Source organism: Duganella aquatilis (assembly GCF_009674565.1).
Lineage (GTDB): Bacteria > Pseudomonadota > Gammaproteobacteria > Burkholderiales > Burkholderiaceae_D > Rugamonas > Rugamonas aquatilis.
Window position 1 is genome coordinate 317,177 of sequence record NZ_WKJL01000003.1, and the last position, 22,309, is coordinate 339,485.

Consider the following 22,309-nt stretch of genomic DNA (forward strand, 5'->3'; position numbering starts at 1 on the left):
ATCGTTCTCCTTCATCGCGCGCCCGCTGCTTGCAGCCTGGCGATTGCTTCATTACGACGCTTGCGCAGCGTCGGCATCGAAATCTGGTCCAGCGCCGCCAACTGCTGCAAGGTGGGCAGCTCGCCGGTGGCCGGGTCCAGCCAGGCGTCGGGATAGGTATCGTCCGCCACGCCCAGCAGCTTGTGGTACACGGCCAGCCGGATCGGCAGCGATTCGTCGTGCAGCATGCGCACCGTCCAGCTGCCGGCTTCCTGTGCGGCCCGCGCCATTTCAAGATAGCGGAGGGGCAGGGAAAGCTCTTCGGCGCGGGACTGTTCGGCGGCCAGTTGCGCCTCGTCGGGCGCCGGCGTGTCGTCGAAGACGTCACCTGTGTCGGCGGGCGCTTCATCGTCCACGTCGTCCTCCGGCGCGGCCAGGATGCGGTCCTCGTCCTGCGGCAGCCCGCTGGCCTCCGCCTGCTCGGACTCGCCCAGCACGCGCCAGTAGTCTTCCATCCACAGCGCCGCTTCGCCGGCCTCGCCCTGCCATTCCTCGGCGCTGTCCATATTCGCGGACAGCTCCTCATAATCGCCGATTTCCGCCAGCAGCGCCGCAATCTTGTCGACGCTGTTTTTCAGGCTGGCGAAGCGCTTGGACCTGGTGTGCAAAGGCCCCGGCGAGCCGCCGAACTGCTCCAGCGTCTCGCTCCAGCGGATGATCCACTCGGCCTTGCAGCCGCCGATGGACTTCATCTGCCGCACCTCGATCGGCGTGCCGGCCGGCGGACGCCCGAGGATCGCGCCGACCTGCGCCGCATGCTGTTCCCAGGCCGCGAACAGGCCGGAAATCTCGCGGTAAGCGGTATCCAGCATGCGATAGGTGTAGATCTTGTTGGGCGAGCAGTCGCGCCCCGTGGCGACGATGTAGTTGTCCGCATCGACCTTGTCGCGCAAGGTGGCGTACATATCGTTGACTTTCTTGCGCAGCACGCCCTCGGCGGCGGCATCGCGCCAAAAGGCGCCGCTGCGCGCATGTTCGCTGGCCATGGCGGCCGCAAACGCCGACCAGTACGCCGGCTGCGCCTGCAATTCGTACAACAGGCCGAGCGACAGTTCATAGACGCTCTCGCCGTAGCTGTTGCCCTCCGCCTCGCCGCGCGCGGTGCGGGCGTTGGCGCGCAGCGAGGCGGCTACCGCATCGGTATAGGCGTCGAGCAGCGTCGCGTGCTGCCCGGGGTCGAGCACCTGGTGCATCTCAATCTGCCGGAAGGCCTGCAATGAGCAAAGTCCCAGCAGCTTGCGCACTTGTTCCCAGCCGTGCTCCTGATACCGGGTTCCTGGCAAGCGCATAAAGTCCTGTGTATGAAGGTGAATCAAAAAGGCTTCTCAAGAATGCCATAAAACCGCCCTTTCCATTATCCCGTTTACAAGGCTATTTCCCCTTCTGTTCACCATTCTGCGCCGCCAGCGTGGACAGAATGGCGGCAATCACCGGCGCGGCGTGCTCGCCGCCGGTGGCATCCGAATGGCTGACGAAGGCCGCCATCGCCAGGCGGTGGGTCTGGCCGGGCAGGCTGCCCGCTTCCAGCCAGCCGGTGAACCAGACGGTGGCCGTGTCCTCGCCGCTGGGCGCGGTGCCGGTTTTGCCGTACAGGCCAGGACGCACATGGGCCAGCAGCGCGCCACGGAAGGCGCCGGCGCCGGTGCCGACATCGACCACACCCTTCATGCCGGCCTTGATGCGGTCCAGGCGAATGCCCAGCGGCGGCGTGGACGGCGTTGCACCATCCCGGCCGTCCAGCGACAGCAGCATGCGCGGCGTGACCACCCTGCCCTGTCCGACCGCCGCCGACGCCAGCGCCATTTGCAGCGGCGTGACCTGCATGCGCAGGCCGATCGACATCTGGCGCAGTTCGTGGCGGGTGTGGATAGGGTCCATGTGGGCCGGCGTGGATTGCAGCGCATCCCAGGCGCGCCAGTTGAAATCGGCCGGCAGCAGGCCGCCGTCGAGCCGCTGCGACTGCTCGAAGCCCAGCCGGTGCGCGGCGGCGACGATGGGACGCACCGAATCCAGCGCGTCGGCATCCAATGCCTGCAGGTCGGGCGCGCCGCCCTCCGGACGGCCGAACAGGCTGCGGTCGCTCATCTCGCCGGACCAGGCGAACCAGGTATTCAGGCTGTAGGTCAGCGCCTGCGCCAGGCCAAGCCGGCCTTCCTGCGCGCGGCGGTCCAGGCTTTGCTCGCGGTAGTTGGTGATGTGCGCCAGGCGCGGATTGAGCGGATAGGTGGCGGCGTCGGTCTGGAAGCCGTAGCCGCGCTGCGCCGCCACGCGGTTGATCACGGGCAGCGGCATGCCGCCCAACAGCGCATCCATCTGCGGATCGTTTTGCGCGGCCAGCTCCAGTCCCAAGGCGCTGACGACTTTGAACGTGGAGCCGGGGCTCTGGTGCGCGCCGCCGTCGTGCTGCAAGGCCGGCAGTCGCAAAGGACTGCGCGCGGGGCTGGTGCGGTCGAAATCGCGTACTTCTGCCCAGTTGGCGGCGCTGACTTCGCCCGCGCCCGCACCGGCGGCGGCCAGGATGTCGCCGGTTTCGGTGTCGAGGATGACCAGGCCGGCGTGGCGGTCATCGGGCGCGGCCTGGCCGCCGGTACAGCGGCCCGAATCCCAGCGTCCGCGATGCATGGCGACGCATTCGAGCACGCGCTGGCTCAGCGCCTGCAACGGCAGATCGAGCGTCAGCGAGGCGTTGACGACGCCCTTGGCGGCCGGCAGGCGCGCCAGCATGCCGGCGATGCTGTTAGCGTGTTCCGTGCTGACGCCCAGCAGCGGCGCGAGTCCCGCCTCCGCCGCCGCTTCGCTGGGCGCGCCGTCGGTCCACAGCACGGTGCCGTTGCGGTCCTGTAGCTGAACCGGCGATGGCGCGGCGCTGCGGGCGGCGGTGTTGTCGCTCTGCGCCAGCGCCTGCCAGATCAGGCGGCCGTTGGCCACGCGCAGGTGGCGGTATTTCTGGTCTTCCGGCGCGCTGAAGTCCAACGGCTGCACGTCCAGCTGGATGCTGCGGGCGCCGGCTTGCAGTGTCAGGGCGATCTGCTGGACGTCGTTGATGTTGGCACAGGCGCGGCCGGTACAGGCTGGCGCAAAGTCGGCGCTGGCGCCGCTGATGCCGCTGCCAGCGCGGCCGGCGACCAGCAGGTGCACCACTTCGCCGCCGCTGGCCGCATGCGGCAGGTTCAACGTCAGGTGCACCACCGGACGGCCATCACTGCCCTCGCCGGCCTGGGGCCAGCGAGCGACTCGGGTCCATGGCTGCCAGCCTTGCGGCAGCGACGCAAACAGGCGCGATGCGGCAACCGGCATCTGGCTGGTGGTGGCGATCATCACCGGCGCGTTGCCGTTGGCGGCGCTGGCGGCGGTGCTGGCGGTCCAGTCCAGCGCCAGCTTGTCCGGGGCCTTGATGCGCCAGGCCAGCAGGCGGCGTTCGCTGTTGTAGATGTCGATCTGCTGGCGGACGTAGGCGCCATCGGCCTGGTAGTACAGCCGTTTGAACAGCTTGTGCGTGGCGGCGCCAGGCTGGATCTGCTTCCAGTCGACGAGTTCCGCCGCGCGTTCGGCGCCGCCGGCGGCCTGCCATTGCGGCAGGTCGCGCGGGGCCAGTTCGATGGCGCCATTGGCGGTGAGGCGGATCAGCCCCTTGGCTTGCAGGTCTTCGAACAGCGACTGGTCTTCCAGTTCGCCGGCGGCGGCTTGCGGCACCTGATACTGGCCGGGCGCGAAATAGGCGCTGACGGCGCGACCACGCGCGGGGAAAGCGGTGACCAGCGCCGGGCCGGCAATGGCGGCCGGCCCGGCCGGGCGATACATCTGCACCAGCAGCTCGCCGGCCTGCGGACACATGGCGTTGGCGCGGCGCTCGATGCGCAGCGCCGAGCTGGCGCCCCACAGCAGCCAGCCTTGCTGGCGCAGCGCGACCTGGCCGCTGGCGCCCTGCTCGATCTGTCCCAGGCTGGCGTCGCTGAGCCAGCGGGCGTCGCCCTGCCTGGTGTGCCAGCTGAGTTGCAACGGTTCGCTCAGCGGGTCGCTGAAGTCGGCGCGGGCGCTGCCTTCGATGTCGATTTCGGGCATGGCGTCGGCGCCACTGGTGCGATCGGCCACCAGCAGCACGTTACGCAGGGAGATCTGGACATTGGCTTCCTGGTTGCGCGTCACCCAGCGTTTGACATCGTCGAAGCGGTAGCCCAGCCGCAGCGGCAGCAGACGGGCGTCGGTCGGACTGCGCATCTGGCTGCACAGGTCGACTCGCACCGGCGGCGCGGCTTGCAGATTGGAGGCGATCAGCAGCGCGCCGCCGGCATGCAGGCTGGCGCTGATGCCCGGCTGTTCAGGCACGGTGAAGGCGACGCCCGGCAGCACCGACTGGTAAGCGTTGGCGGCACGGATATTGGCGGCCGCCTGCGGCGTGTTGGCGGTGGCAGCGGCCAGATGGCGCGCATGCCCGGCGATCAGCGCGCCGCCGCCCAGCACCACGACCGCGCCGGCCAGCGCCAGCCAGACGGCGCGCGCGGGGATCGCGCGACGCCCCTGATCAGGCGGCAGCGATGGCTTGCGGGCGGGCGACACCAGCGCCACGGCCGGGCCGGAACGCCGTCCGGCGCGCAGATTGGCACTGCGGCGACGGGCGCGGCGGCGCTCGGTCCAGGCTTGCAGAATGGTGCTGATGAATCGCGGCATATGCCCCTCGCGCTAGGTGAACGGTATCTGCCGCTACTTAGCAGAGGGGCAAGGAAAAACCGGCCTCCCATCGCGCCAGAATGCATTTCGCGCCGCCGAAATAGCGGCTCGTCGCAATCCGGGTGCGGCTTGCGGGGGCTTGGCATACAGTGACTACATCGAAGCTCACTCACCCACCGCAAGGAGATTAAAATGAACGTCCTGAAAAACTTTGAAGCCCTGTTCGTCGTGACCGCCGCCCTGGCTTGCGCCGCCACCTACGCACTGGAAACCACGCCGGTCAACGCCGTCGACACCAACATGCAAGTGGTCGTGGTCAGCGCCAAGCGCCTGACGCCTGAACAAAAACTGCAGTCGGTCCTGGAAGAACGCGCCACCACCATGGCCGCCGACACCAGCGCCAAAGAGAGCAAAATTTGAACGCCCGCTTCCCCTTCGCCTGTACGCCGGCCGCGTAACAGGCGAAGCGCTCTCCGGCGGCTTTCTGTTCGCCATCGCACAATAGCTTTGCACAGCTTTGTGTCATATGTAAAAAGTTGCATCATTCAGCACCACAGGTTTTTCCGCTTGATATAGTTCGTCCCATGCGCAGTAAGCAGCGCGATTACAAAAACGGAGGACTTCATCATGATCAAGCCAATTTTCGCCACTGCCCTGCTTGCGCTGAGCGCCGCAGCGTTTGTGCCATCCATCGCCTCCGCACAAGTCGGCGTCAGCGTCGTCATCGGCAACGCCCCGCCTGCACCGCGTTTTGAAAGCGTGCCTGCGCCGCGCCGCGGCTACGTCTGGGCGCCGGGCTACTGGAACTGGGACGGCCACCGCCACGTATGGCTGGGCGGCCACTGGGAACGTGAGCGCATCGGCAGCAGCTGGCGTCCTGCGGCCTGGGTGCAGGATGGCCGCGGCTGGCGTTTCGATCCGGGTGGCTGGTACGTCGTCAGCGGCCCGTCCCGCGTCGACTACATCACCGTCGCACCGCCGCCACCACGGTATGAAGTCATCCCTGCGCCGCGTCCCGGCTACATCTGGGCGCCGGGCTATTGGGAATGGCGCGGCAACCGCCACGAATGGATAGGCGGCAGCTGGATCGCCTCGCGTCCAGGCTACGTCTACAACCAGCCGCGCTGGACGCAACGCGACGGCCACTGGTATCGCGAAGAAGCGCGCTGGGATCGCGGCCCGAACGGCGACCGCGATCACGACGGCATCCCCAACCGCTACGACCGTCACGACAACCGCGGCGACAATCGCGGCCGCGGCGACAGGGACCATGACGGCATCCCGAACCGCTATGACCGCGACCGCGATGGCGACGGCGTGCCTAACCGCTACGACCAGCATCCCGACAACCGTCGTCGCGATTGATGAGCAATCCGGAGTTTGAAACGCTGGCCACGGCCGCCTTCAAGGGCGAGCGCGTGGCCGCGCGTCGTCTGGCGGCGCGCATGCAGTGGAGCGAGGCGCAGGCGCTGTTGCAGGTGCTGACCTTGGCCGCTGGCGCGCCGGGACTGGCGCACCTGCTGGCCGAGCGCGAGGCGCTGCGTCGGCGTGACGAGGAACGCCGGCAGGCAAGGCTGGCGGCAAGCGCGCACAAAGCGGCGGCGCGCAAGGCGGCCATGCAGCCGTCTGCCGTGGGCTGGCGCGGATGGTTCGACGGCTCGGCGCATCCGAATCCCGGCCAGATCGGCATCGGTGCCCTGCTCTGCGGGCCGGATGGGCAGCGGCTGGAAATCAGCCGCCGCGCAGGACACGGCAACAGCAGCGAGGCGGAGTATCTGGCCTTGACGGCCCTGCTGGAAGCGGCCCGCGACAACGGCGCGACAGCGCTGGCGGTGCACGGCGACAGCCAGGTCGTGATCAATGATGTGAATCTCGGCGCGGCGCGCGGCGCCAAAGGGCTGGAAGAACATCGTCAGCGTGTGACGGAATTGATGGCAATACTGGGCGAGGTGACGCTACGCTGGGTGCCGCGCCACCGCAACGGCGATGCGGACCGCCTGTCGCAGCAGGCCGTCCACGCTCACAACTAGCTGCTACGCCAGAACGAGGCTATTTTCGCAATCGCCCAGCGGGTCGCGGCGGTGGTGGCGTAGATGCCGATGCCGCTGATGAGCATGAAGCCGCCGAAGGTCTGGTTGCCGGTCATGGCCGTCATGATGCCGACCAGGGCGAAGAAATCGCCCAGGACCATGCCAGCGCTGCGTTTTGTATGAATGATAATCGACATTATCGTCTCCCGTACCACCTGCACCCACTCTACCTCAATCCCGCGCAAGCTGCATTAATTCCGTGCGAGATTGCTCAATTGGGCGATGCGCTGGCTGGTCAGCAGGATCTTGACTGCGGCGGCGTCGGGCGCCGATGGCAGCTTGGCGGCAAACGCGGTAAAGGCGTCACGGTAGGCCAGCCAGCGGCGCTCCGTGTCGCGCACCGCCGCGTGGCTGATGGTCGAGTCGCCGATCCGGTCCGGCCATCCCTCCTGCGTGGACGAAATTGCCATGACGGCTTTATACGCTTCGTTCAACCTGGCGTCCCGTTCCGCATAGGCGGCCGCCGACGCGGCGGGCAGCTTGCCGCCGGCAGTGTCCAATACCGCCTGCATGAACTGCTCGCGCAGCTTGCCCATATGCTGCAAGACGAAGGCATGAGCAGCCGTGCCGTGCATGTCGACCTCACCGGCTGCGGCATCCATATAGTGTTCCGCCGCAGCGCGCAGTTTGGCGAAGGCTTGCTGGCCGGCTGGTGTCAGTTTTTTCGTCACGCGCTCCAGGCGCGCATCGCGCACCTGCTTGTTCAGGTCTTCGCGGATTGACGCGCAAATGCCGCCCATGTAGCCGCTGGTGATGTCGTCGCACTGGTCGAACGGCGCCTTGCCGGTCCTGCCCGAGGTGAGATGCTCGACACGCGCCTCCATCTCGGCCTTGGCGATGAAATCAAGCTGGCAGGCGTAGTGCAGCGCGATGTCGGCATTGCGCTGCACGCCGAAACCATTCGCATACAACATCATCAGCACTGCGTTGTCCGAGCTGGCGACGGCGCATGCGCGCACCTGGTCCCACTCGCCCTGCGAGGTCACCGCCTGGCTGCGCTTGGCGTAATACAGCTCGCCGGCGTGGCAATCGCCAGCGGCCCTGGGCGGCGTTTCGCCCAGGTCGGCCACGCGCATGCATTGCTGATACCACGGTTCGTCCTTGGAAAACGGCACGCCGAAGGTGGACGTGTTCGGATACTGCTGCGCGGCCAGGCCGGCGCTGGCGATCAGCAGGCCGATGGCGGCGCAGGCTACGTGATACGCTTTCATTTCAACGCTTTCAGGCGCGCCAGCGCGTGGCCGTTCGTCGGATTGAGCTCCAGCGAGCGCTGGTAGCTGGCGATGGCCAGCGGCTGGTTGCATACCGCTTCGTAGCCTTCGGCCAGGCTGTCGTGCAGATTGCCGTCATTCGGATACAGCGATACGCCCAGCTTGAAGATTTCCACGCCTGCCTCCTTGTTGGCGCCCAACAGCTCATAACCCCAGCTGTTGATGTCGGACTCGGACAAGACGAATGCGCTGTCGCGGCCATGCAGCGTGGCGTAGAGTTCCACCGCGTGATCGAAGCCGCGCTTTGCCAGTTCGGCGGCGAAGCCGGCGCGCGTGGCCACCGGACCGCTATCGGCGGCGCGCGGTTCGTACAAGGCCATATGGCGCGGGGCGCCGTTCTGCGCCGGCGAGCGCTGCACGAAGGCCAGGCCGGCCGCGTCGTTCTTCAGGTAGGCATCGGCAAACGCCAGCATGTAGCGCGCGCTCCAGTAGTAGGCCTGTTCCACTTCCTCGCGGGTGTAATCGCCAAAGTGCGACGGCGGCTGGAAGCGCAGCACGTCCGACGAAAAATCGACATGCACCATCGGCTGCATCACCACCTGGTACAGCTGCATGTGGCGCGCCGCGTTCAGCAGGCTGAATGAGGTATCGATGCCGGCCTGGTTCAGCCCCGAAATGGTGGCCAGCTTGCGCGAGATGTACAGCCACGGCATCGTCAGGCGCGACACCGGCAAAGTCCTGGTCAGCTCCGGCTCGCGCGTGCCGTCCAGGCTGATGACGGCGGCGATGCGGTTGTCGGCGGCGGCCGCGAACAAACTTGCCATGCCGCCCCAGCTCCAGCCAGCCGCCGCGATGTGCGCGGTATCGGCAAACGGCAGCGTATGCGCGTACGAGACCAGGAAGCCGATGTCGCGCGCCTGCGTTTCGGCGCCTTCAAGATCGGTATTCATCACGAAGCTGCGCGTGCCCAGGCTGCGGCTGGCGATCACCACGTAGCCATGGCTGGCCAGGTACTCGGCGATGTCGGCCACCTCGTGCGCGGCGCCGCCGCGGCCGGGCGCATACACCACCACCGGATATTTGCCCGCCAGCGGCGCGGCGTCACGCACCGCCCACATACGTTGGGAAAATTTGGCCTTGGCCTGCGCTTCGCCGATGGCCGCGCCGGCGGATTGGAGGCGTCCCGCGACAAAGGCGTCCAGCTCGGATGTGGCGCGGCCGAAGCGGACGTCGGTCGCCTCGGTGCGGAGATAGTCGGAATAAGGGAGGCGCGTGCCGGCGTTGGATGCGGCGGGATACCAGATCAGCGTCTGCACCGGCCGGCTACGGTCGCCGGTGAACGGCTGGCCGTTGACGACATCGTTTTTCTCGCGGTAGCTGCGCGAATAATCGTATTGCTGGACCAGGCGGAAGCCGACGCTGTGCGGCCCCCGTTCGAGATTGGCAAATCCGGTTTCAGCCCGGACCAGCGGCGCCAGGGCCGCCAGCAGCAACAAAAGAAATCGCATCACACTCCCACGCACATAGCCAAAAAGGCAATGTTACGTGAAAAGCTCAGACGCTGCGAGCGATTTGTAGCGGCTTGCGCGCCTGCGACAGGCGCGGCACGCCATCGACCTTGAACACGCTGACCGCCTGCGCCAGCGCGGCGGCCTGCTGCTGCATGGATTCCGCCGCCGCTGCGGCCTGCTCGACCAGCGCCGCGTTCTGCTGGGTCACCGCATCCATCGAGCCAATGGCCTGATTGACTTCGTTGATGCCGGCGCTTTGCTCGCTGCTGGCGGCGGTGATTTCCGAGATCATGTCGCTGACCTTGTGCACGCTGGCGACGATTTCCTCCATCGTCACGCCGGCGTCGGCCACCAGTTTGCTGCCCTGGTTGACCTTCTCGACCGAGTCGCCGATCAGCGCCTTGATTTCCTTGGCGGCCGAGGCGGAGCGCTGCGCCAGATTGCGCACTTCCGACGCCACCACCGCAAAGCCGCGGCCCTGCTCACCGGCGCGCGCCGCTTCCACGGCGGCGTTCAGCGCCAGGATATTGGTCTGGAAGGCGATACCGTCGATCACCGCGATGATGTCGACGATCTTGCTGGACGACTGGTTGATCGAATCCATGGTGCCCACCACCTGCGCCACCACGGCGCCGCCTTTCACGGCCACCTGCGCGGCCGATGCCGCCAGCTGGTTGGCCTGGCGCGCGTTGTCGGCGTTGTGCTTGACGGTGGAGGTCAGCTCCTCCATCGACGATGCGGTTTCCTCCAGCGCGCCGGCCTGCTGCTCGGTGCGGCGCGACAGATCCTGGTTGCCCTGGGCGATTTCGCTCGACGAGGTGGTGATATGGTCGGTGCCGGTGCGGACTTCGGTAACGATGCCCAGCAGGCTGGTGTTCATTTCCTTCAGCGCCGACAGCAGCTGGCCGGTTTCGTCCTTGGCGCTGTCGTCGATCTGGCCGGTCAGGTCGCCGCTGGCGACGCGGCGCGCCGCCTCCACCGCTTCCTGCAGCGGACGGACGATGCCGGTGGTGAGCAGCCAGGCGGCGGTAGCGCCGAAGGCCAGCACAAGCGCGGCCAGGATGAACAGCAAACGGCGGCTGCTGTTGGCGATGTCTTCAATGTGCTGGGCGGCGGCGTCGATCTTCGCGCGCTGCATTTTCAGCAGTTCGCCGATCAGCTCCTGGTACTTGGCGGTGCCGGGGCGGAAAACATTTTCAAAAATCTTGGTTGCTTCGTCCAGTTCGCCGGCGGTTTTCAGCTTGTTGATCTGGTCGCGCGACGACAGGTAGACCTTGCGCTGCTCGCCGATACGGACGAACAGTTCCTTCTCATCGGCGTCGGTGATCAGGGTTTCGATTTTTTTCTGGAGTTCGCCGGAAGCGGCGGACGAGGCCTTGGACTCTTCAGCGAAGTAGGTGCCCAGCGTCTGGTCGCTGCTGCGGGCGATGGCGGTGGTGCGGCGGATGCCGCTGTCGATCTTGCCGGACCAGTCGGAGATCATGCGCTCCTTGGCCAGCGGGTTCTGCATCATTTCGCTGGTGGCCGAGGCCACGCCTTGCAGACGCCACACGCTGATGCCGGTAATCAGCACCGCAAACGCCAAAATGACGGTAAAACCCAGCGCCAGGCGTTTGCCGATACTGATATTCGCCAACATATTCATTCTTGCACCTACCTCTCGGAGTAAATCAAAAACAAAAAACGGGATCAGCATCGGGTCCTGCCCGGCGCGGTGGACGCTGGCGCTTACGCCGCCAGGGCCGTGCTTTCGATCAGGCCCATATCGGCGCTGGACATCAGCTTGTCGATATCGACCAGGATCAGCATACGCTCTTCGATGGTGCCCAGGCCAACAATGTGGTCGGTATTCAGGGCCGAACCGATTTCCGGTGCTGGTTTGATCTGTTCGGGCAACAGCGTGGTGACGTCCGACACGCGGTCCACCACCATGCCGACCACGCGGTGGCCGATGTTGAGGATGATGACCACGGTGAACTGGTCGTAGGTCGGGGTGCCGAGGTTGAACTTGATGCGCATATCGACGATCGGCACGATGATGCCGCGCAGATTGACCACGCCCTTGACGAATTCCGGGGCGTTGGCGATGCGGGTTGGGGTTTCGTAGCTGCGGATTTCGCTGACTTTTTGAATGTCGATGCCGTACTCTTCCTGGCCCAGGGTAAAGGCCAGGTATTCGCCGGCAGGAGACGTCGCGTGCAGTTCGCTTACGTTAGACATGGGTTTTCCTTCAATGCGTGGTGACTATGCATAATGTTACCGCAAGTCAAGATCAATAGCATCAAAAAAATGCAGTCAAGCAACAAATAGACTTATGGCAATTTCTAGATTGCCAGTTCTGCCATGGTTTTTCCTCTGCACAAGCTTCGCCAAGCATGTATGATTTGCACTAAATCGTCGTATATTTTCAGGGAAATAGATGAATAGCTTGCTCAATAGCTGGCATCCGCGCCTGGTCGCCCTGGCCACCGCGGCGCAGGGGATGGATGGCGCCCACGATACCAACCATTTGCACCGCGTCTGGCGTAACGCCAGCCTGCTGCTCGACGATTATCCCGAGGCCGACGCCCTGGTCGTATTGGCCGGCTGCTACCTGCACGACCTGGTCAACCTGCCGAAGAACGATCCCGAGCGCCACCTGGCCTCGCGCAAGGCGGCGCTGCTGGCCAGCCGCCAGTTGGCCGAACTGGATTTCCCGCCGAACAAGCTGTCGGCCGTTGCCCATGCCATCGAAAGCCATAGTTTTTCCGCCGGCATCCGCCCGGAAACCATCGAGGCCAAGATCGTGCAGGACGCCGACCGGCTCGATGCGCTGGGCGCGGTCGGCCTGGCGCGGCTGTTCTACACGGCCGGCCGCATGGGCACCGCGCTGGCGCATGCCGACGATCCGATGGCGCTGCACCGCGACCTCGACGAGAAAGCCTACGCCCTCGACCACATCGACACCAAGCTGGCCACCCTGCCCGGCAAGATGCAGACCGCCGCCGGCCGCCGCCTGGCCGAGAACCGGCTCAACGAACTGATCGCCTTCCGCGACAACTTCATCGCCGAGTGGGCCGCCAGCCCGGCCGCGCCGTAACACGTCGATCGAGTCCACATGAACACACCTGCTGCACCTGCGGCGCCGACTGCCGCCGGCAATCTGAATTTTGTCCTGATCTGCGTTTTCATCGATATGCTGGGCATCGGCCTGATCGTGCCGGTGCTGCCGGCGCTGGTCGGCGAGTTTGCCGGCACCCGTGAAAACCAGGCTTACTGGTACGGCATGATGAGCGCCGTCTTCGGGCTGATGCAATTCATCTTCATGCCGATGCTGGGCGCCATCAGCGACCGCGTCGGCCGCCGCCCGGTGCTGCTGTATTCGATGGCCGGCATGAGCGTCAACTTCCTGACCACGGCCTGGGCGCCCAACCTGGCCTGTTTGTTCATCGGCCGCGTGATCGGCGGCATGTCGTCGGCCAGCATGTCGGTGGCCTCGGCCTACGCGTCGGACGTGTCGACGCCGGAGAACCGCGCCAAGAGCTTCGGCAAGATCGGCGCCGCCTTCGGCCTGGGCTTTATCTGCGGGCCGATGCTGGGCGGGCTGCTGGGCACGGTGGACCTGCATCTGCCGTTCTATGTGGCGGGCGGGCTGTCGGCCGCCAACCTGGTGTACGGCTATTTCGCGGTGCCGGAATCGCTGCCGGCCGGACGCCGCGCGCCGTTCAGGCTGTCGAAGATCAATCCGCTGGCGGCGCTGGTCAAGCTGGCGCGCCGTACCGACATCCGCGGCCTGATCGTCACCTACACGCTGGTGACGCTGGCGGCCATGATGCTGCAAACCACCTGGGTGCTGTACACCACCTTCCGCTTCAACTGGACGCCGGGCGAGAACGGCGCGGCGCTGTTCTGCGTCGGCCTGACGGCGGCGGTGGTGCAGGCCGGCCTGCTCGGGCTGCTGATCAAGCGCTTCGGCGAGGTGCGGCTGGCGCAGTTGGGCATGATCTCGGGCTGCGTGACGTATCTGCTGTACGGCCTGGCCACGCATGGCTGGATGATGTACGTGCTCATCCTGTGCAATGTGCTGTCGTTTGCCATCGGCCCTGCCCTGCAAAGCATCATTTCCAAGGACACGGCGGCCGACCAGCAGGGCGAGCTGATGGGATCGCTGCAATCGATCAGCAGCGTGGGCGTGATTTTCATGCCGCTGCTGGGCTCCGCGATTTTGGGCGAGGTCAGCCATCTGGCGTCCAGCGACTGGCGCGTCGGCAGCACCTTTTATTTATGCGCGGCCATGCAGGCGGTGGCCGTGCTGGTGGCCCAGCGTTATTTCAACCAACACGAGGTGGCGGCATGAAGCTGCGCGTCATGATCGCGGCCTGCGCCGCCAGTTTTGCAGCCCACAGCGCCGGCGCCACCGGCTGCTCGCGCGAGATCGCCATGCCGGTGTCGGCCAACGGCGCCAGCGTGATTATCGATGGCACGCATGTGAAAGGGATTTATCCGGACCTGTTGCGCAGCATGGGGCCGAAGATCGGCTGCCAGTTCACCTTCGTGGTGGTGCCGCGCGCGCGCCAGGTGGCGATGTTCAAGAGCGGCAGCGCCGACCTGCTGGCGCCGGCGACGCGCACGGCGGACCGCGACCAGATCGGCACCTTCATTCCGATGATTAACCACCGGGCGATGCTGATTTCGGTGAAATCCAGCCGGGCGCCGATCGCCAATGCGCAGGAACTGCTGGCGCGGCGCGAGCTGCGCGTGGCCGTGGTGCGCGGTTTCGACTACGGCGAGCAGTATTCGGCGCTGATCGAGGAGTTGCAGAAACAGGGCCGGCTGTTTGTCGAGGTGGACGTGATCGGCGTGGCGCGGCTGCTGAACATGGGATCGGCCGACCTCACCATCATGGGACCGAGCCTGATGGCCGGCGCGATCCGCCGCGACCACCGGGTGCAGGGCTTGCAGGAAAAGCTGCGCACCGAGGCGATACCGGAACTGCCATGGCGCCAGAGCGGCGCCTACCTGTCGAACGCGCTCAAGCCGGAAGACTTCGCCATCCTGCGCGACGCGCTGGAGAAAGCCGGCAAGTCCAACCACGTGATGGAAGGCTACCTGCACTACTTCCGCCCGGAAGTGCTGACCGACAGCGTGCGGCCGCGCCAATAGCTAATGCAACAGCTTGAACAGCACTGCTGTCATTCCGGTCTGGACGATGACGACGCCGCACATCCATTGAATCAATTCGGATTTCATCGTCGCCATTTCCAGTTTGAAGTCGATACGGAATTCGGCCAGCCGGGCGTCGAGATAATCTTTGGTGACCAGATGGCTGTCAATTAAATGGTACAGGGCCGTGGCGAGCGACTTCGCCTGCCGCTCCGTGAATCCGCCTTCCACCAGTGAGTCCATGAACGCCACCATGTTGAAATTGTTAGCCATCTTATTCTCCTTTTCAGCTTAGACCGCCTCCCGCACAAATTGGTTCCTGACCTTGACAGACCGCCACCAAACTGCAACCATACGGCCATGATTTTTTACGCCCTCCTTCACACCCGCACGTATTGGCGCCGCTCCTAGCGCGAGCGGCCACTGTCTACCCATAGTGATGTGATACTTTTATCAACGCCGCCCTCGTCTGGTGGCGTTTTTACATCCAAGCGCCGGACCTGGGCAACGCAAAGGAACCCTGATGAGTCTGCCTGAACAGCCACAAACCGCCGCCGTAGCCACCGCACCCAAAGGCCCGCAAATCATCCTGACCGGCGACCGTCCGACCGGTCCGCTGCACCTGGGCCACTTCGTCGGCAGCCTGCGCAACCGCGTCGAATACCAGCACCAATTCAAGCAATTCATCATGCTGGCCGACTCCCAGGCCCTGACCGACAACATGGACGACACCAACAAGGTGCACCGCAACGTGGTCGAAGTGGCGCTGGACTACCTGGCGGTCGGCATCGATCCGGCCAAGTCGACCATCCTGATCCAGTCGCAGATCCCGGAACTGGCCGAGCTGACCTTCTATTACCTGAACATGGTCACCGTGGCGCGCCTGGAGCGCAACCCGACCGTCAAGACCGAAATCGCCCTGCGCGGCTTCGAGCGCGACATTCCGGCCGGCTTCCTGACCTACCCTGCCTCGCAGGCCGCCGACATCTCGGCCTTCAAAGCCACGCTGGTGCCGGTCGGCGAAGACCAGATCCCGATGATCGAACAGACCAACGAAATCGTGCGCCGCTTCAACCGCATCGCCGACAAGGAAATTTTGGTCGAGTGCAAGGCGCTGGTGCCGGACCTGGGCCGCCTGCCGGGCATCGACGGCAAGGCCAAGATGAGCAAATCGCTGGGCAACACCATCAACCTGGGCGCCAGCGCCGCCGACATCACCGCCGCCGTCAAGAAGGTCTACACCGACCCGCTGCACCTGCGCGTGGAAGATCCCGGCCACCTGGAAGGCAACGTCGCCTTCATCTACCTGGACGCCTTCGACCCTGAAAAGGACAAGCTGGAAGAAATGAAGGCCCACTACGTGCGCGGCGGCCTGGGCGATTCCATCGTCAAGAAACGCCTGGAACTGGTGCTGCAGGAAATGCTGGCGCCGATCCGCGCCCGCCGCGAAGAGCTGGAAAAAGACAAGGGCTACATCATGCAGCTGCTGAAGGAAGGCACCATGCAAGCGCGCGAAGTGGCGGCGCAGACCGCCGACGAAGTCAAGGCCGCCCTCGGCCTGCGCTACTTCTGATCGCGCTCAACCTGCTGTGGCTGGCGTCGTTCTACGGCGTCGCCAGCGTGGCCTGCTTCATCGCCTACGCGCTCGACAAGTCGGCCGCCGTCGACCGCCGCCAGCGCATTTCCGAACGCACGCTGCTGTTGCTCGGACTGTTCTGCGGCTGGCCCGGCGGCCTGCTGGCGCAGCAGCTGCTGCGCCACAAATCCAGCAAGATCAGCTTCCAGATCAAGTTCGGCCTGACCGTGCTGCTCAACGTGGCGCTGGTGCTGGCCGCTACAATCCAGATGGATATGTCTCCGGAAACTCATCCAGCACCCAGTGCGGTGACGACTCCAGCGGCCTGACCGCGCTGCTGTGGTCGACGTGGATGACGGCGTCGAACTGGCGCGCCACGTCCGCCTCGAAATAATGGCTGAGCCGCTCGGTCTCCGGCCGGTAGATGACGCCGATGGCGCGCTCCAGCAAGGACTTCGGCAACGCCGCCGCCACTTCCGGCCGTTCGCGCAGCGGCAGCATGAAGCGCGCCAGGCGCTGCGGCTCCGCCGCGCTCAACTGATGCAGCAACGCTTCCACACTGCCTGGCAACGACGGCCGTACCCGCTTCAACTCGGCGGCGCCATCCCAGCGGCTGGCCGCCGTCACCGTGCCGTCGTGCGTGCTGAAGCCCAGCAGGTAGACGGCGTCGGCGCCGCAGCGCTGGCGCATCAGCTGGCCGAGATTGAGCTGACCGCGCCGGCCCATCTCGGTGGCGCGGGCGTCGCCCAGGTGCGAATTGTGCGCCCACACCACCAGCCGCGCCGGCCCGCCCTTGCGCACGCTCAGATGCATGCGCAGGGCTTCCAGCGTGTCGGCCATGTGCGTGTCTCGGATATTCCAGGATTCGTCGCGGCCGCCGAACATGGTGCGGTAGTAGCGCTCGGCATTCTGCGCCACGCGCGCGTTCTGCTGGGCGTAGAACAGTTCGTCCGGCACCACGCCGCCGGCGCTGCTCAGGTGCTGGACGGCCTGGGCGTTCAGGTCCGCCAGCTGGCGCACCACTTCCGCCTCGCAATCGGTGCGCAGGCCCAGCGCCGCGGCCTGGCCGTAGAACTGCGGATCGGCCGCCATGTGGTCGATGCAGCTGTAGCGCTCGCGGGCGCGGTTGGCCGCTTGCGGGTCGACGCGGTCCAGGTAGCGCACCACCTCGTGCATCGATTTTTGCAGGCTGTACAGGTCCATGCCGTAAAAGCCGATGCGGTGGTTGGGCGCATGCACATGCTCGTTGTGCAGACGCATCCAGTACAGCAGCCTGACGATGTCGACGTTGCGCCACATCCATTGCGGAAAACGCTCGAAGCCGGCCATGGCCTGGTCGGCGGTCTGGTCGCCGCCGCTGAGCTGGACGAAGCGGCTGACCTGCAAGGCATCCGGCCAGTCGGCCTCGGCCACGATGGCGTCGAAGCCGCGTTCGACGATCAGGCGCTTGCTGAGGGCCGCGCGCAGCTGGTAGAACTCGCTGGTGCCGTGGCTGGCCTCGCCCATCAGCACCAGCGGCGCATCACCGATATGATCGACCACCGCGTCGAGGTCGTCGTCAGTGCGAAGAGGCAGCGCATGCGTGCGCAACACCTCCATGGTCGTTTGGTCGGACATGATAAATCCTCCAAAATGTACGCAGATATGCGACACTCTATGGTTATTTTGAAACTTGTGCTTTGGAAAGAGTGTGCGATGTGGCATGGCGTGTTGTGCGGTTTATTGGCCGGAGCCCTGTGGGGCATGGTGTTTGTGTCGCCGGTGTTCCTGAACGCCTTCACGCCGCTGGAAATGGCTTGCGGCCGCTACCTCTGCTATGGCCTGATCGCCGCCGTCATGATGTCCTCGCGCCTGCCGGCGCTGCTGCGGCGGCTGGACCGGGCCGACATCGTCGCCATGGTCAAGCATGCGCTGGCCGGCAACATCGTCTATTACATGCTGCTTGCGCTGGGCGTGAAGTTCGCCGGCGTGGCGGCCACCTCGCTGATCATCGGCGTGCTGCCGATCTCGGTCACGCTGATCGGCCACAAGGACCACGGCTCGGTGCCGCTGCGGCAATTGCTGCTGCCCCTGCTGCTGGTCGCGGCCGGCATCGCCTGCATCAATATCGATGTCTTCACCCATGACGCCGGCAACGGCCTGCCGCTGGCCAGCAAGCTGCTGGGCGTGGCGTGCGCGGCCGGCGCGCTGGCCTGCTGGACCTGGTACTCGGTCGACAACGCGCGCTACCTGAAGCGCAATCCGCATTTCAGCAGCGGCGAGTGGTCGGCCCTGTATGGCGTTTCCAGCGGCCTGATCGCGCTGGTGATCACGCTGGTGGCTTTCGCCCTGTTCCACGGCGAAGTAACGGGCGCCGCCGGCGCGGCCAGCGGACGCGACTGGGGCCTGTTCTGGCTCGTCAACGGCGTGATCGCGCTGGGCGCTTCGGCCATCGGCAACCATCTGTGGAATGTGGCCAGCCGCAAGGTGCCGCTGACCCTGTCGGGCCAGCTGATTTTATTCGAGACGCTATTCGCGCTGCTGTACGGCTTCATCTACAAGCAGCAACTGCCGCGCGGGCTGGAGATCGCCGCTATGGTGCTGCTGGTGGCAGGCGTGATGTGGTCGGTACGGATACATGCACTGGAAGACGCCAGCAAGGCGCACGCAGGTTAATCCAGCAGGCCGTTTTCGCTGAGCACGTCCTGCACCAGTTCCAGGCGCAGCACGGGATTTTCCTGCAGCAGCAGGCGCTGCTTTTCTTCCAGGTCCAGCCGCAGCAGTTCGCACCAGCGGTTGGCGACCCAGCCGGCTTCGTCCAGCCGGTACGGCGGCGCCAGCGACATATTGGCGGTGGAAATCTGTTTCTTCTGGAGCGAACGGATCAGCGCGCCGAGCGCGTTGGCCACGTCCTGTTGTTCGCTGGGAATCGGCACCACCATGTCTTCGGCCACCTCGTCCACTTCGGCCATCCACAAGCCGTGCTTGAGCTGCTCTGCGGACTTGACCTGGAAGCGCGTGGTGCCGATGCAGGAAATTTGCAGCAGCCCCGGCAGCGGCGCGGTCCAGTCGATGATGCGCGCCATGGTGCCGGCGGCGGACAGCGTTTCATGCTGGTCCGGCACGCGCACTTCGCTGCCGTCCAACAAGGACACCACGCCGAACTCTTCCCCCTTGGCGATGCAGCGCTTCACCAGGTCCAGGTAACGCACTTCAAACACCTGCAACGGCAGATGCCCGTCAGGGAACAGGATCGTTTTCAACGGGAAAAGTGGGATGGATGGCATTTCGCTATCATCGCACGAAATGGCTGGCCCCGGTTCAAGGGCGACGGAAAATGGTTCCGTTTTTCATCACAAATTGCACGTTGCGCAGTGCGGCGATATCTTGCGTGGGATCGCCCCGCACCGCCACCACGTCGGCCAGATAGCCTTCGCGGATCTGGCCCAGTGTAGCGGACTGGTCCAGCACCGCCGCGTTGACCACGGTGGCCGCGCGCAAGGCCTCCACCGGTGTCATGCCGAGGCGCACCAGCCACTCCAGCTCGCGCGCGTTGTCGCCGTGGGCAAACACGCCGACATCGCTGCCGTTGCCGATGGTGACGCCGAGCTTGCGCGCCAGCTGGAAGGCGCGCGCGGCGGCCTGCATGGCCGGCGTGGGCGCGGTTTGCCAGTTGCTGCGCTGGTATTTCTGGAAGTATTCGCTGGTGGCTTCCGGCGCCGTCAGCGTCGGGAAATAGGCCACATGGCGCTCGGCCATCAATTTGAACGTGGCTTCGCTGCCGCCGTAGCCGTGCTCGATGGTGTCGACGCCGGCCAGCGTGGCGCGGCGCATGCCTTCGTCGGTGCTGGCGTGGGCCGACACCTTGCGGCCCGATTCATGCGCGGTCTGCACCAGCGCGTTCAGTTCGGCCTGGGTGAAGGTGGCGCGCGAACTGCCGTCGACGCCGGTGCGGTAGTCGGCATAGACCTTGATCCAGTCCGCGCCACGCGCGCCCTGCTCGCGCACCGCCTTGACGACTTCGTCAACGCCGCTGGCCTCCTGCGCGCCCTTGGGCAGGTCGACATCGTCGCGGTAGCTGCGCGGCGACGGCCCATAACTGCCGCTGGCGACAATCGCGCGGGTGGCGATAAACAGGCGCGGGCCGGGAATTACGCCGTCGTTAATCGCTTTTTTAATCGCGACATCCGCATACAGCGCGCCTTCCGTGCCCAGATCGCGCAAGGTGGTAAAACCGGCTTGTAAAGTCGCGGCCGCGTGGCGGCTGGCCAGCAAGGTCCGGTATTCCACCGATTCCTTTAAGACCTGGTCATCCCACGAGGTTTCGTTATATGGATGGAGCAGCACGTGCGAGTGCAAATCCATTAAACCGGGGATCAGCGTCGCATCCGGCAGGCTGATACGCTCGGCGCCGGCCGGGATATTCATTTTATCGCCGGGACCGACTGCGGCAATCTTGCCGCCGCTGATAAGCACCGACCAATTGGCGTGCGCCGCACCTTCTCCGGTCCACACCCGCGCCGGACTTAACAGGGTATCGGCCGCCTGCGCCTGCGGCGAGAATACGCCGATTAAGATCGAGAATAAGACTGCAAAGCCGCTACGCTGCATGGAGTGCGCCCCAAAAAGAAAAAAGCTGGTACCGGGTTTATCGATATAAACCCCGGCTACCAGCTTTTGCTGAAGAATTACTTAATCAGATAATCATCTTTGTTCTTGCCTTCCAACCATTTTGGCGCGCGGCCACGGCCGGTCCAGGTCTGGCCGGTGGCGTCGTCACGGTACTTGGTTGGCACCGGCGCGCGCGGCTTGGACGTCTTGACCTTGGCTACAGCGCCCAGATCGGCGATGGTCAGGCCATAATCGCGCATGATGGTGGCGATTTTCTCTTTCGCCTGCGCAATTTCGTCCTTGCGGGCGGTTTCAGCCAGATTTTCCAGTTCAGCGATCTTCGCTTTGTATTCCTGGTAAGTCGTCATCTTATTTCCTTCTTATCGGTGGGTTGGATTTAAAAAACCACAAGTGACAATGTGTGAGATTTGATAGGCGCAATTTACCATAAGTTTGCAGAGATATTCCACATATATCCGAACAAATACCAATATAGCTATAAAAACGGATATTTTCCACAACTGTTTAGGGAATATAAATGCCGGTTCATTCGCACAACGGGCGCAACTGTATCCCATCTGCCACCACTTTGCGAATTAAATTAGCTAAACGGCATGTGCCCGGTCCGGCTAATTCAGGATTCGCCACCACCAGCGATAAAGACAATTTACGTCGTTGACCGACGCGCAAGGGTAAAGGCTTGAGCAAGCCTTGTTCCAGCTGGTTTTTAATCTTGTGTTCGGCCAGCCAGCCAAAACCGATTCCATTACAAATCATTTCCAGCCGCGTGTGCGGACTGGTGACGCTCCAGCGCTGATTGCTGTTTAACCAGCCGTGGTCGCGCGGATTCAGGGTGCCGGAATCGCGCACCACGATTTGCAGGTTGCGGCCGAGGTCATCGAGTTCCAGTTCGCGCCCGAGGGCATGCAGCGGATGGCAGGGATGGGCGACGGCGACGAATTCGATATCCATCAGCGCATCGCCGAGAAAGCCCGACGGAATGCGGCTGACGATGGCGATGTCGACGCGCTTTTCGATCAGCGCGTCTTCCGAGCCGGAGAGGACGGTTTCTTCCAGATTGACGCGGGTATGGCGCGCCCAGGGTTCGAAATCGCGCAGCACCTGCACCAGCAGTTCGACCGGGAACAGGCTGTCGACCGCGATGCTGACTTGCGGCTCCCATCCTTCAGCCAGGCTACCGGCCAGTTGTTCCAGTTGGAAGGCGTCGCCCAGCAGTTCGCGGGCCTTGTTGAGCAGCGCTTCGCCGTTGCGGGTCAGGCGCGCGCGGCGGCCGTCGATTTCCAGCAGTTCGACGCCTAGTTGCTCTTGTAACTTGGCCACCATATAGCTGACCGAGGATTGGCTGCGGTGCAAGGCTTCCGCCGCCTGCGCATAGCCGCCGCACTCGACGATGGCCTGCAGGACTTGCCACTGCTCAAGCGTACTCTTAGGTATCTTCAAGGGCATTCCACGGCGAAAGAA

At 64.7% G+C, this 22,309-nt stretch carries 22 protein-coding genes; 9 read left to right on the plus strand and 13 right to left on the minus strand.

Going from position 1 to position 22,309, the window contains the following annotated elements:
* Positions 1-11: 11 nt before the first annotated feature.
* Both GJ698_RS07565 and GJ698_RS07570 read right to left on the minus strand, forming a co-directional pair.
* Positions 12-1,328, minus strand: coding sequence for a hypothetical protein (locus GJ698_RS07565; RefSeq protein WP_154356991.1), 1,317 nt, complete (start codon positions 1,326-1,328; stop codon positions 12-14).
* A gap of 82 nt (positions 1,329-1,410) precedes the next feature.
* Positions 1,411-4,707 carry a penicillin-binding transpeptidase domain-containing protein gene (locus tag GJ698_RS07570; protein ID WP_154356992.1) on the minus strand — a complete coding sequence of 1,099 codons (3,297 nt, stop codon included), beginning with the start codon at positions 4,705-4,707 and terminating at the stop codon, positions 1,411-1,413.
* A gap of 192 nt (positions 4,708-4,899) precedes the next feature.
* Here GJ698_RS07570 and GJ698_RS07575 point away from each other — a divergent pair, with 192 nt between their 5' ends.
* The 3 genes from GJ698_RS07575 (at position 4,900) to GJ698_RS07585 (ending at position 6,737) form a co-directional block, all read left to right on the plus strand.
* The gene (locus tag GJ698_RS07575) at positions 4,900-5,127 is read left to right on the plus strand and encodes a hypothetical protein (RefSeq protein ID WP_154356993.1); all 228 of its coding nucleotides are present in this window, start codon (positions 4,900-4,902) and stop codon (positions 5,125-5,127) included.
* A gap of 207 nt (positions 5,128-5,334) precedes the next feature.
* A complete protein-coding gene (locus GJ698_RS31245) occupies positions 5,335-6,072 on the plus strand; it encodes a YXWGXW repeat-containing protein (RefSeq protein ID WP_154356994.1) in 738 nt (245 codons plus the stop codon).
* Positions 6,072-6,737 carry a ribonuclease HI family protein gene (locus GJ698_RS07585; protein WP_154356995.1) on the plus strand — a complete coding sequence of 222 codons (666 nt, stop codon included), beginning with the start codon at positions 6,072-6,074 and terminating at the stop codon, positions 6,735-6,737. The genes GJ698_RS31245 and GJ698_RS07585 overlap by 1 nt, the downstream gene beginning before the upstream one ends.
* Here GJ698_RS07585 and GJ698_RS07590 read toward each other — a convergent pair.
* From GJ698_RS07590 to GJ698_RS07610, 5 genes are all read right to left on the minus strand, one after another.
* Positions 6,734-6,934 (minus strand): hypothetical protein, encoded by a 201-nt coding sequence (locus GJ698_RS07590; RefSeq protein ID WP_154356996.1) that lies wholly within the window; start codon positions 6,932-6,934, stop codon positions 6,734-6,736. The genes GJ698_RS07585 and GJ698_RS07590 overlap by 4 nt on opposite strands.
* Before the next feature lie 54 nt (positions 6,935-6,988).
* A complete protein-coding gene (locus tag GJ698_RS30615) occupies positions 6,989-8,008 on the minus strand; it encodes a lysozyme inhibitor LprI family protein (protein ID WP_208023788.1) in 1,020 nt (339 codons plus the stop codon).
* Positions 8,005-9,516 carry a dienelactone hydrolase family protein gene (locus GJ698_RS07600; RefSeq protein WP_154356998.1) on the minus strand — a complete coding sequence of 504 codons (1,512 nt, stop codon included), beginning with the start codon at positions 9,514-9,516 and terminating at the stop codon, positions 8,005-8,007. Before GJ698_RS07600 ends, GJ698_RS30615 begins: the two co-directional genes overlap by 4 nt.
* A 46-nt stretch (positions 9,517-9,562) precedes the next feature.
* Positions 9,563-11,164 (minus strand): methyl-accepting chemotaxis protein, encoded by a 1,602-nt coding sequence (locus GJ698_RS07605; RefSeq protein WP_154356999.1) that lies wholly within the window; start codon positions 11,162-11,164, stop codon positions 9,563-9,565.
* Between the two features lie 83 nt (positions 11,165-11,247).
* Positions 11,248-11,739: a chemotaxis protein CheW gene (locus GJ698_RS07610; RefSeq protein WP_154357000.1), complete on the minus strand. Its 492-nt coding sequence runs from the start codon at positions 11,737-11,739 to the stop codon at positions 11,248-11,250.
* 199 nt (positions 11,740-11,938) lie between these two features.
* Here GJ698_RS07610 and GJ698_RS07615 point away from each other — a divergent pair, with 199 nt between their 5' ends.
* The 3 genes from GJ698_RS07615 to GJ698_RS07625 are packed head-to-tail and all read left to right on the plus strand — an operon-like array spanning position 11,939 to position 14,661.
* On the plus strand, positions 11,939-12,598 hold the full coding sequence (locus tag GJ698_RS07615; RefSeq protein ID WP_154357001.1) for an HD domain-containing protein: 660 nt from the start codon (positions 11,939-11,941) through the stop codon (positions 12,596-12,598).
* 18 nt (positions 12,599-12,616) lie between these two features.
* Positions 12,617-13,855: a TCR/Tet family MFS transporter gene (locus tag GJ698_RS07620; protein WP_154357002.1), complete on the plus strand. Its 1,239-nt coding sequence runs from the start codon at positions 12,617-12,619 to the stop codon at positions 13,853-13,855.
* Positions 13,852-14,661, plus strand: a complete 810-nt coding sequence (locus tag GJ698_RS07625) for a substrate-binding periplasmic protein (protein WP_154357003.1) — start codon at positions 13,852-13,854, stop codon at positions 14,659-14,661. Before GJ698_RS07620 ends, GJ698_RS07625 begins: the two co-directional genes overlap by 4 nt.
* Here the strand turns inward: GJ698_RS07625 and GJ698_RS07630 are convergent, their stop codons facing one another.
* On the minus strand, positions 14,662-14,934 hold the full coding sequence (locus tag GJ698_RS07630; protein ID WP_154357004.1) for a CCDC90 family protein: 273 nt from the start codon (positions 14,932-14,934) through the stop codon (positions 14,662-14,664).
* 250 nt (positions 14,935-15,184) lie between these two features.
* Between GJ698_RS07630 and trpS the strand changes: the two genes are divergently transcribed.
* Both trpS and GJ698_RS07640 read left to right on the plus strand, forming a co-directional pair.
* Positions 15,185-16,234, plus strand: a complete 1,050-nt coding sequence (gene trpS / locus GJ698_RS07635; protein ID WP_154357005.1) for a tryptophan--tRNA ligase — start codon at positions 15,185-15,187, stop codon at positions 16,232-16,234.
* Positions 16,235-16,281: 47 nt separating this feature from the next.
* On the plus strand, positions 16,282-16,566 hold the full coding sequence (locus GJ698_RS07640; RefSeq protein ID WP_371865178.1) for a DUF1294 domain-containing protein: 285 nt from the start codon (positions 16,282-16,284) through the stop codon (positions 16,564-16,566).
* Here the strand turns inward: GJ698_RS07640 and GJ698_RS07645 are convergent.
* Positions 16,496-17,854: an erythromycin esterase family protein gene (locus GJ698_RS07645; RefSeq protein ID WP_154357007.1), complete on the minus strand. Its 1,359-nt coding sequence runs from the start codon at positions 17,852-17,854 to the stop codon at positions 16,496-16,498. The two genes, GJ698_RS07640 and GJ698_RS07645, sit on opposite strands and share 71 nt — an antisense overlap.
* Positions 17,855-17,932: 78 nt before the next feature.
* On the opposite strand from GJ698_RS07645, the gene GJ698_RS07650 reads away from it, so the two are divergent.
* Positions 17,933-18,892 (plus strand): DMT family transporter, encoded by a 960-nt coding sequence (locus GJ698_RS07650; RefSeq protein WP_154357008.1) that lies wholly within the window; start codon positions 17,933-17,935, stop codon positions 18,890-18,892.
* Here the strand turns inward: GJ698_RS07650 and GJ698_RS07655 are convergent.
* The 4 genes from GJ698_RS07655 to GJ698_RS07670 all read right to left on the minus strand — a co-directional run bounded on the left by GJ698_RS07655 (position 18,889) and on the right by GJ698_RS07670 (position 22,288).
* The gene (locus GJ698_RS07655; protein ID WP_154357009.1) at positions 18,889-19,503 is read right to left on the minus strand and encodes an LON peptidase substrate-binding domain-containing protein; all 615 of its coding nucleotides are present in this window, start codon (positions 19,501-19,503) and stop codon (positions 18,889-18,891) included. The genes GJ698_RS07650 and GJ698_RS07655 overlap by 4 nt on opposite strands.
* A gap of 34 nt (positions 19,504-19,537) precedes the next feature.
* Entirely contained in the window at positions 19,538-20,827 is a 1,290-nt protein-coding gene (locus GJ698_RS07660; protein WP_154357010.1) for a metal-dependent hydrolase family protein, read from the minus strand.
* 77 nt (positions 20,828-20,904) lie between these two features.
* Positions 20,905-21,195, minus strand: a complete 291-nt coding sequence (locus GJ698_RS07665) for an H-NS histone family protein (RefSeq protein WP_154357011.1) — start codon at positions 21,193-21,195, stop codon at positions 20,905-20,907.
* Between the two features lie 178 nt (positions 21,196-21,373).
* Positions 21,374-22,288 (minus strand): LysR family transcriptional regulator, encoded by a 915-nt coding sequence (locus GJ698_RS07670; protein ID WP_154357012.1) that lies wholly within the window; start codon positions 22,286-22,288, stop codon positions 21,374-21,376.
* Positions 22,289-22,309: the final 21 nt, after the last annotated feature.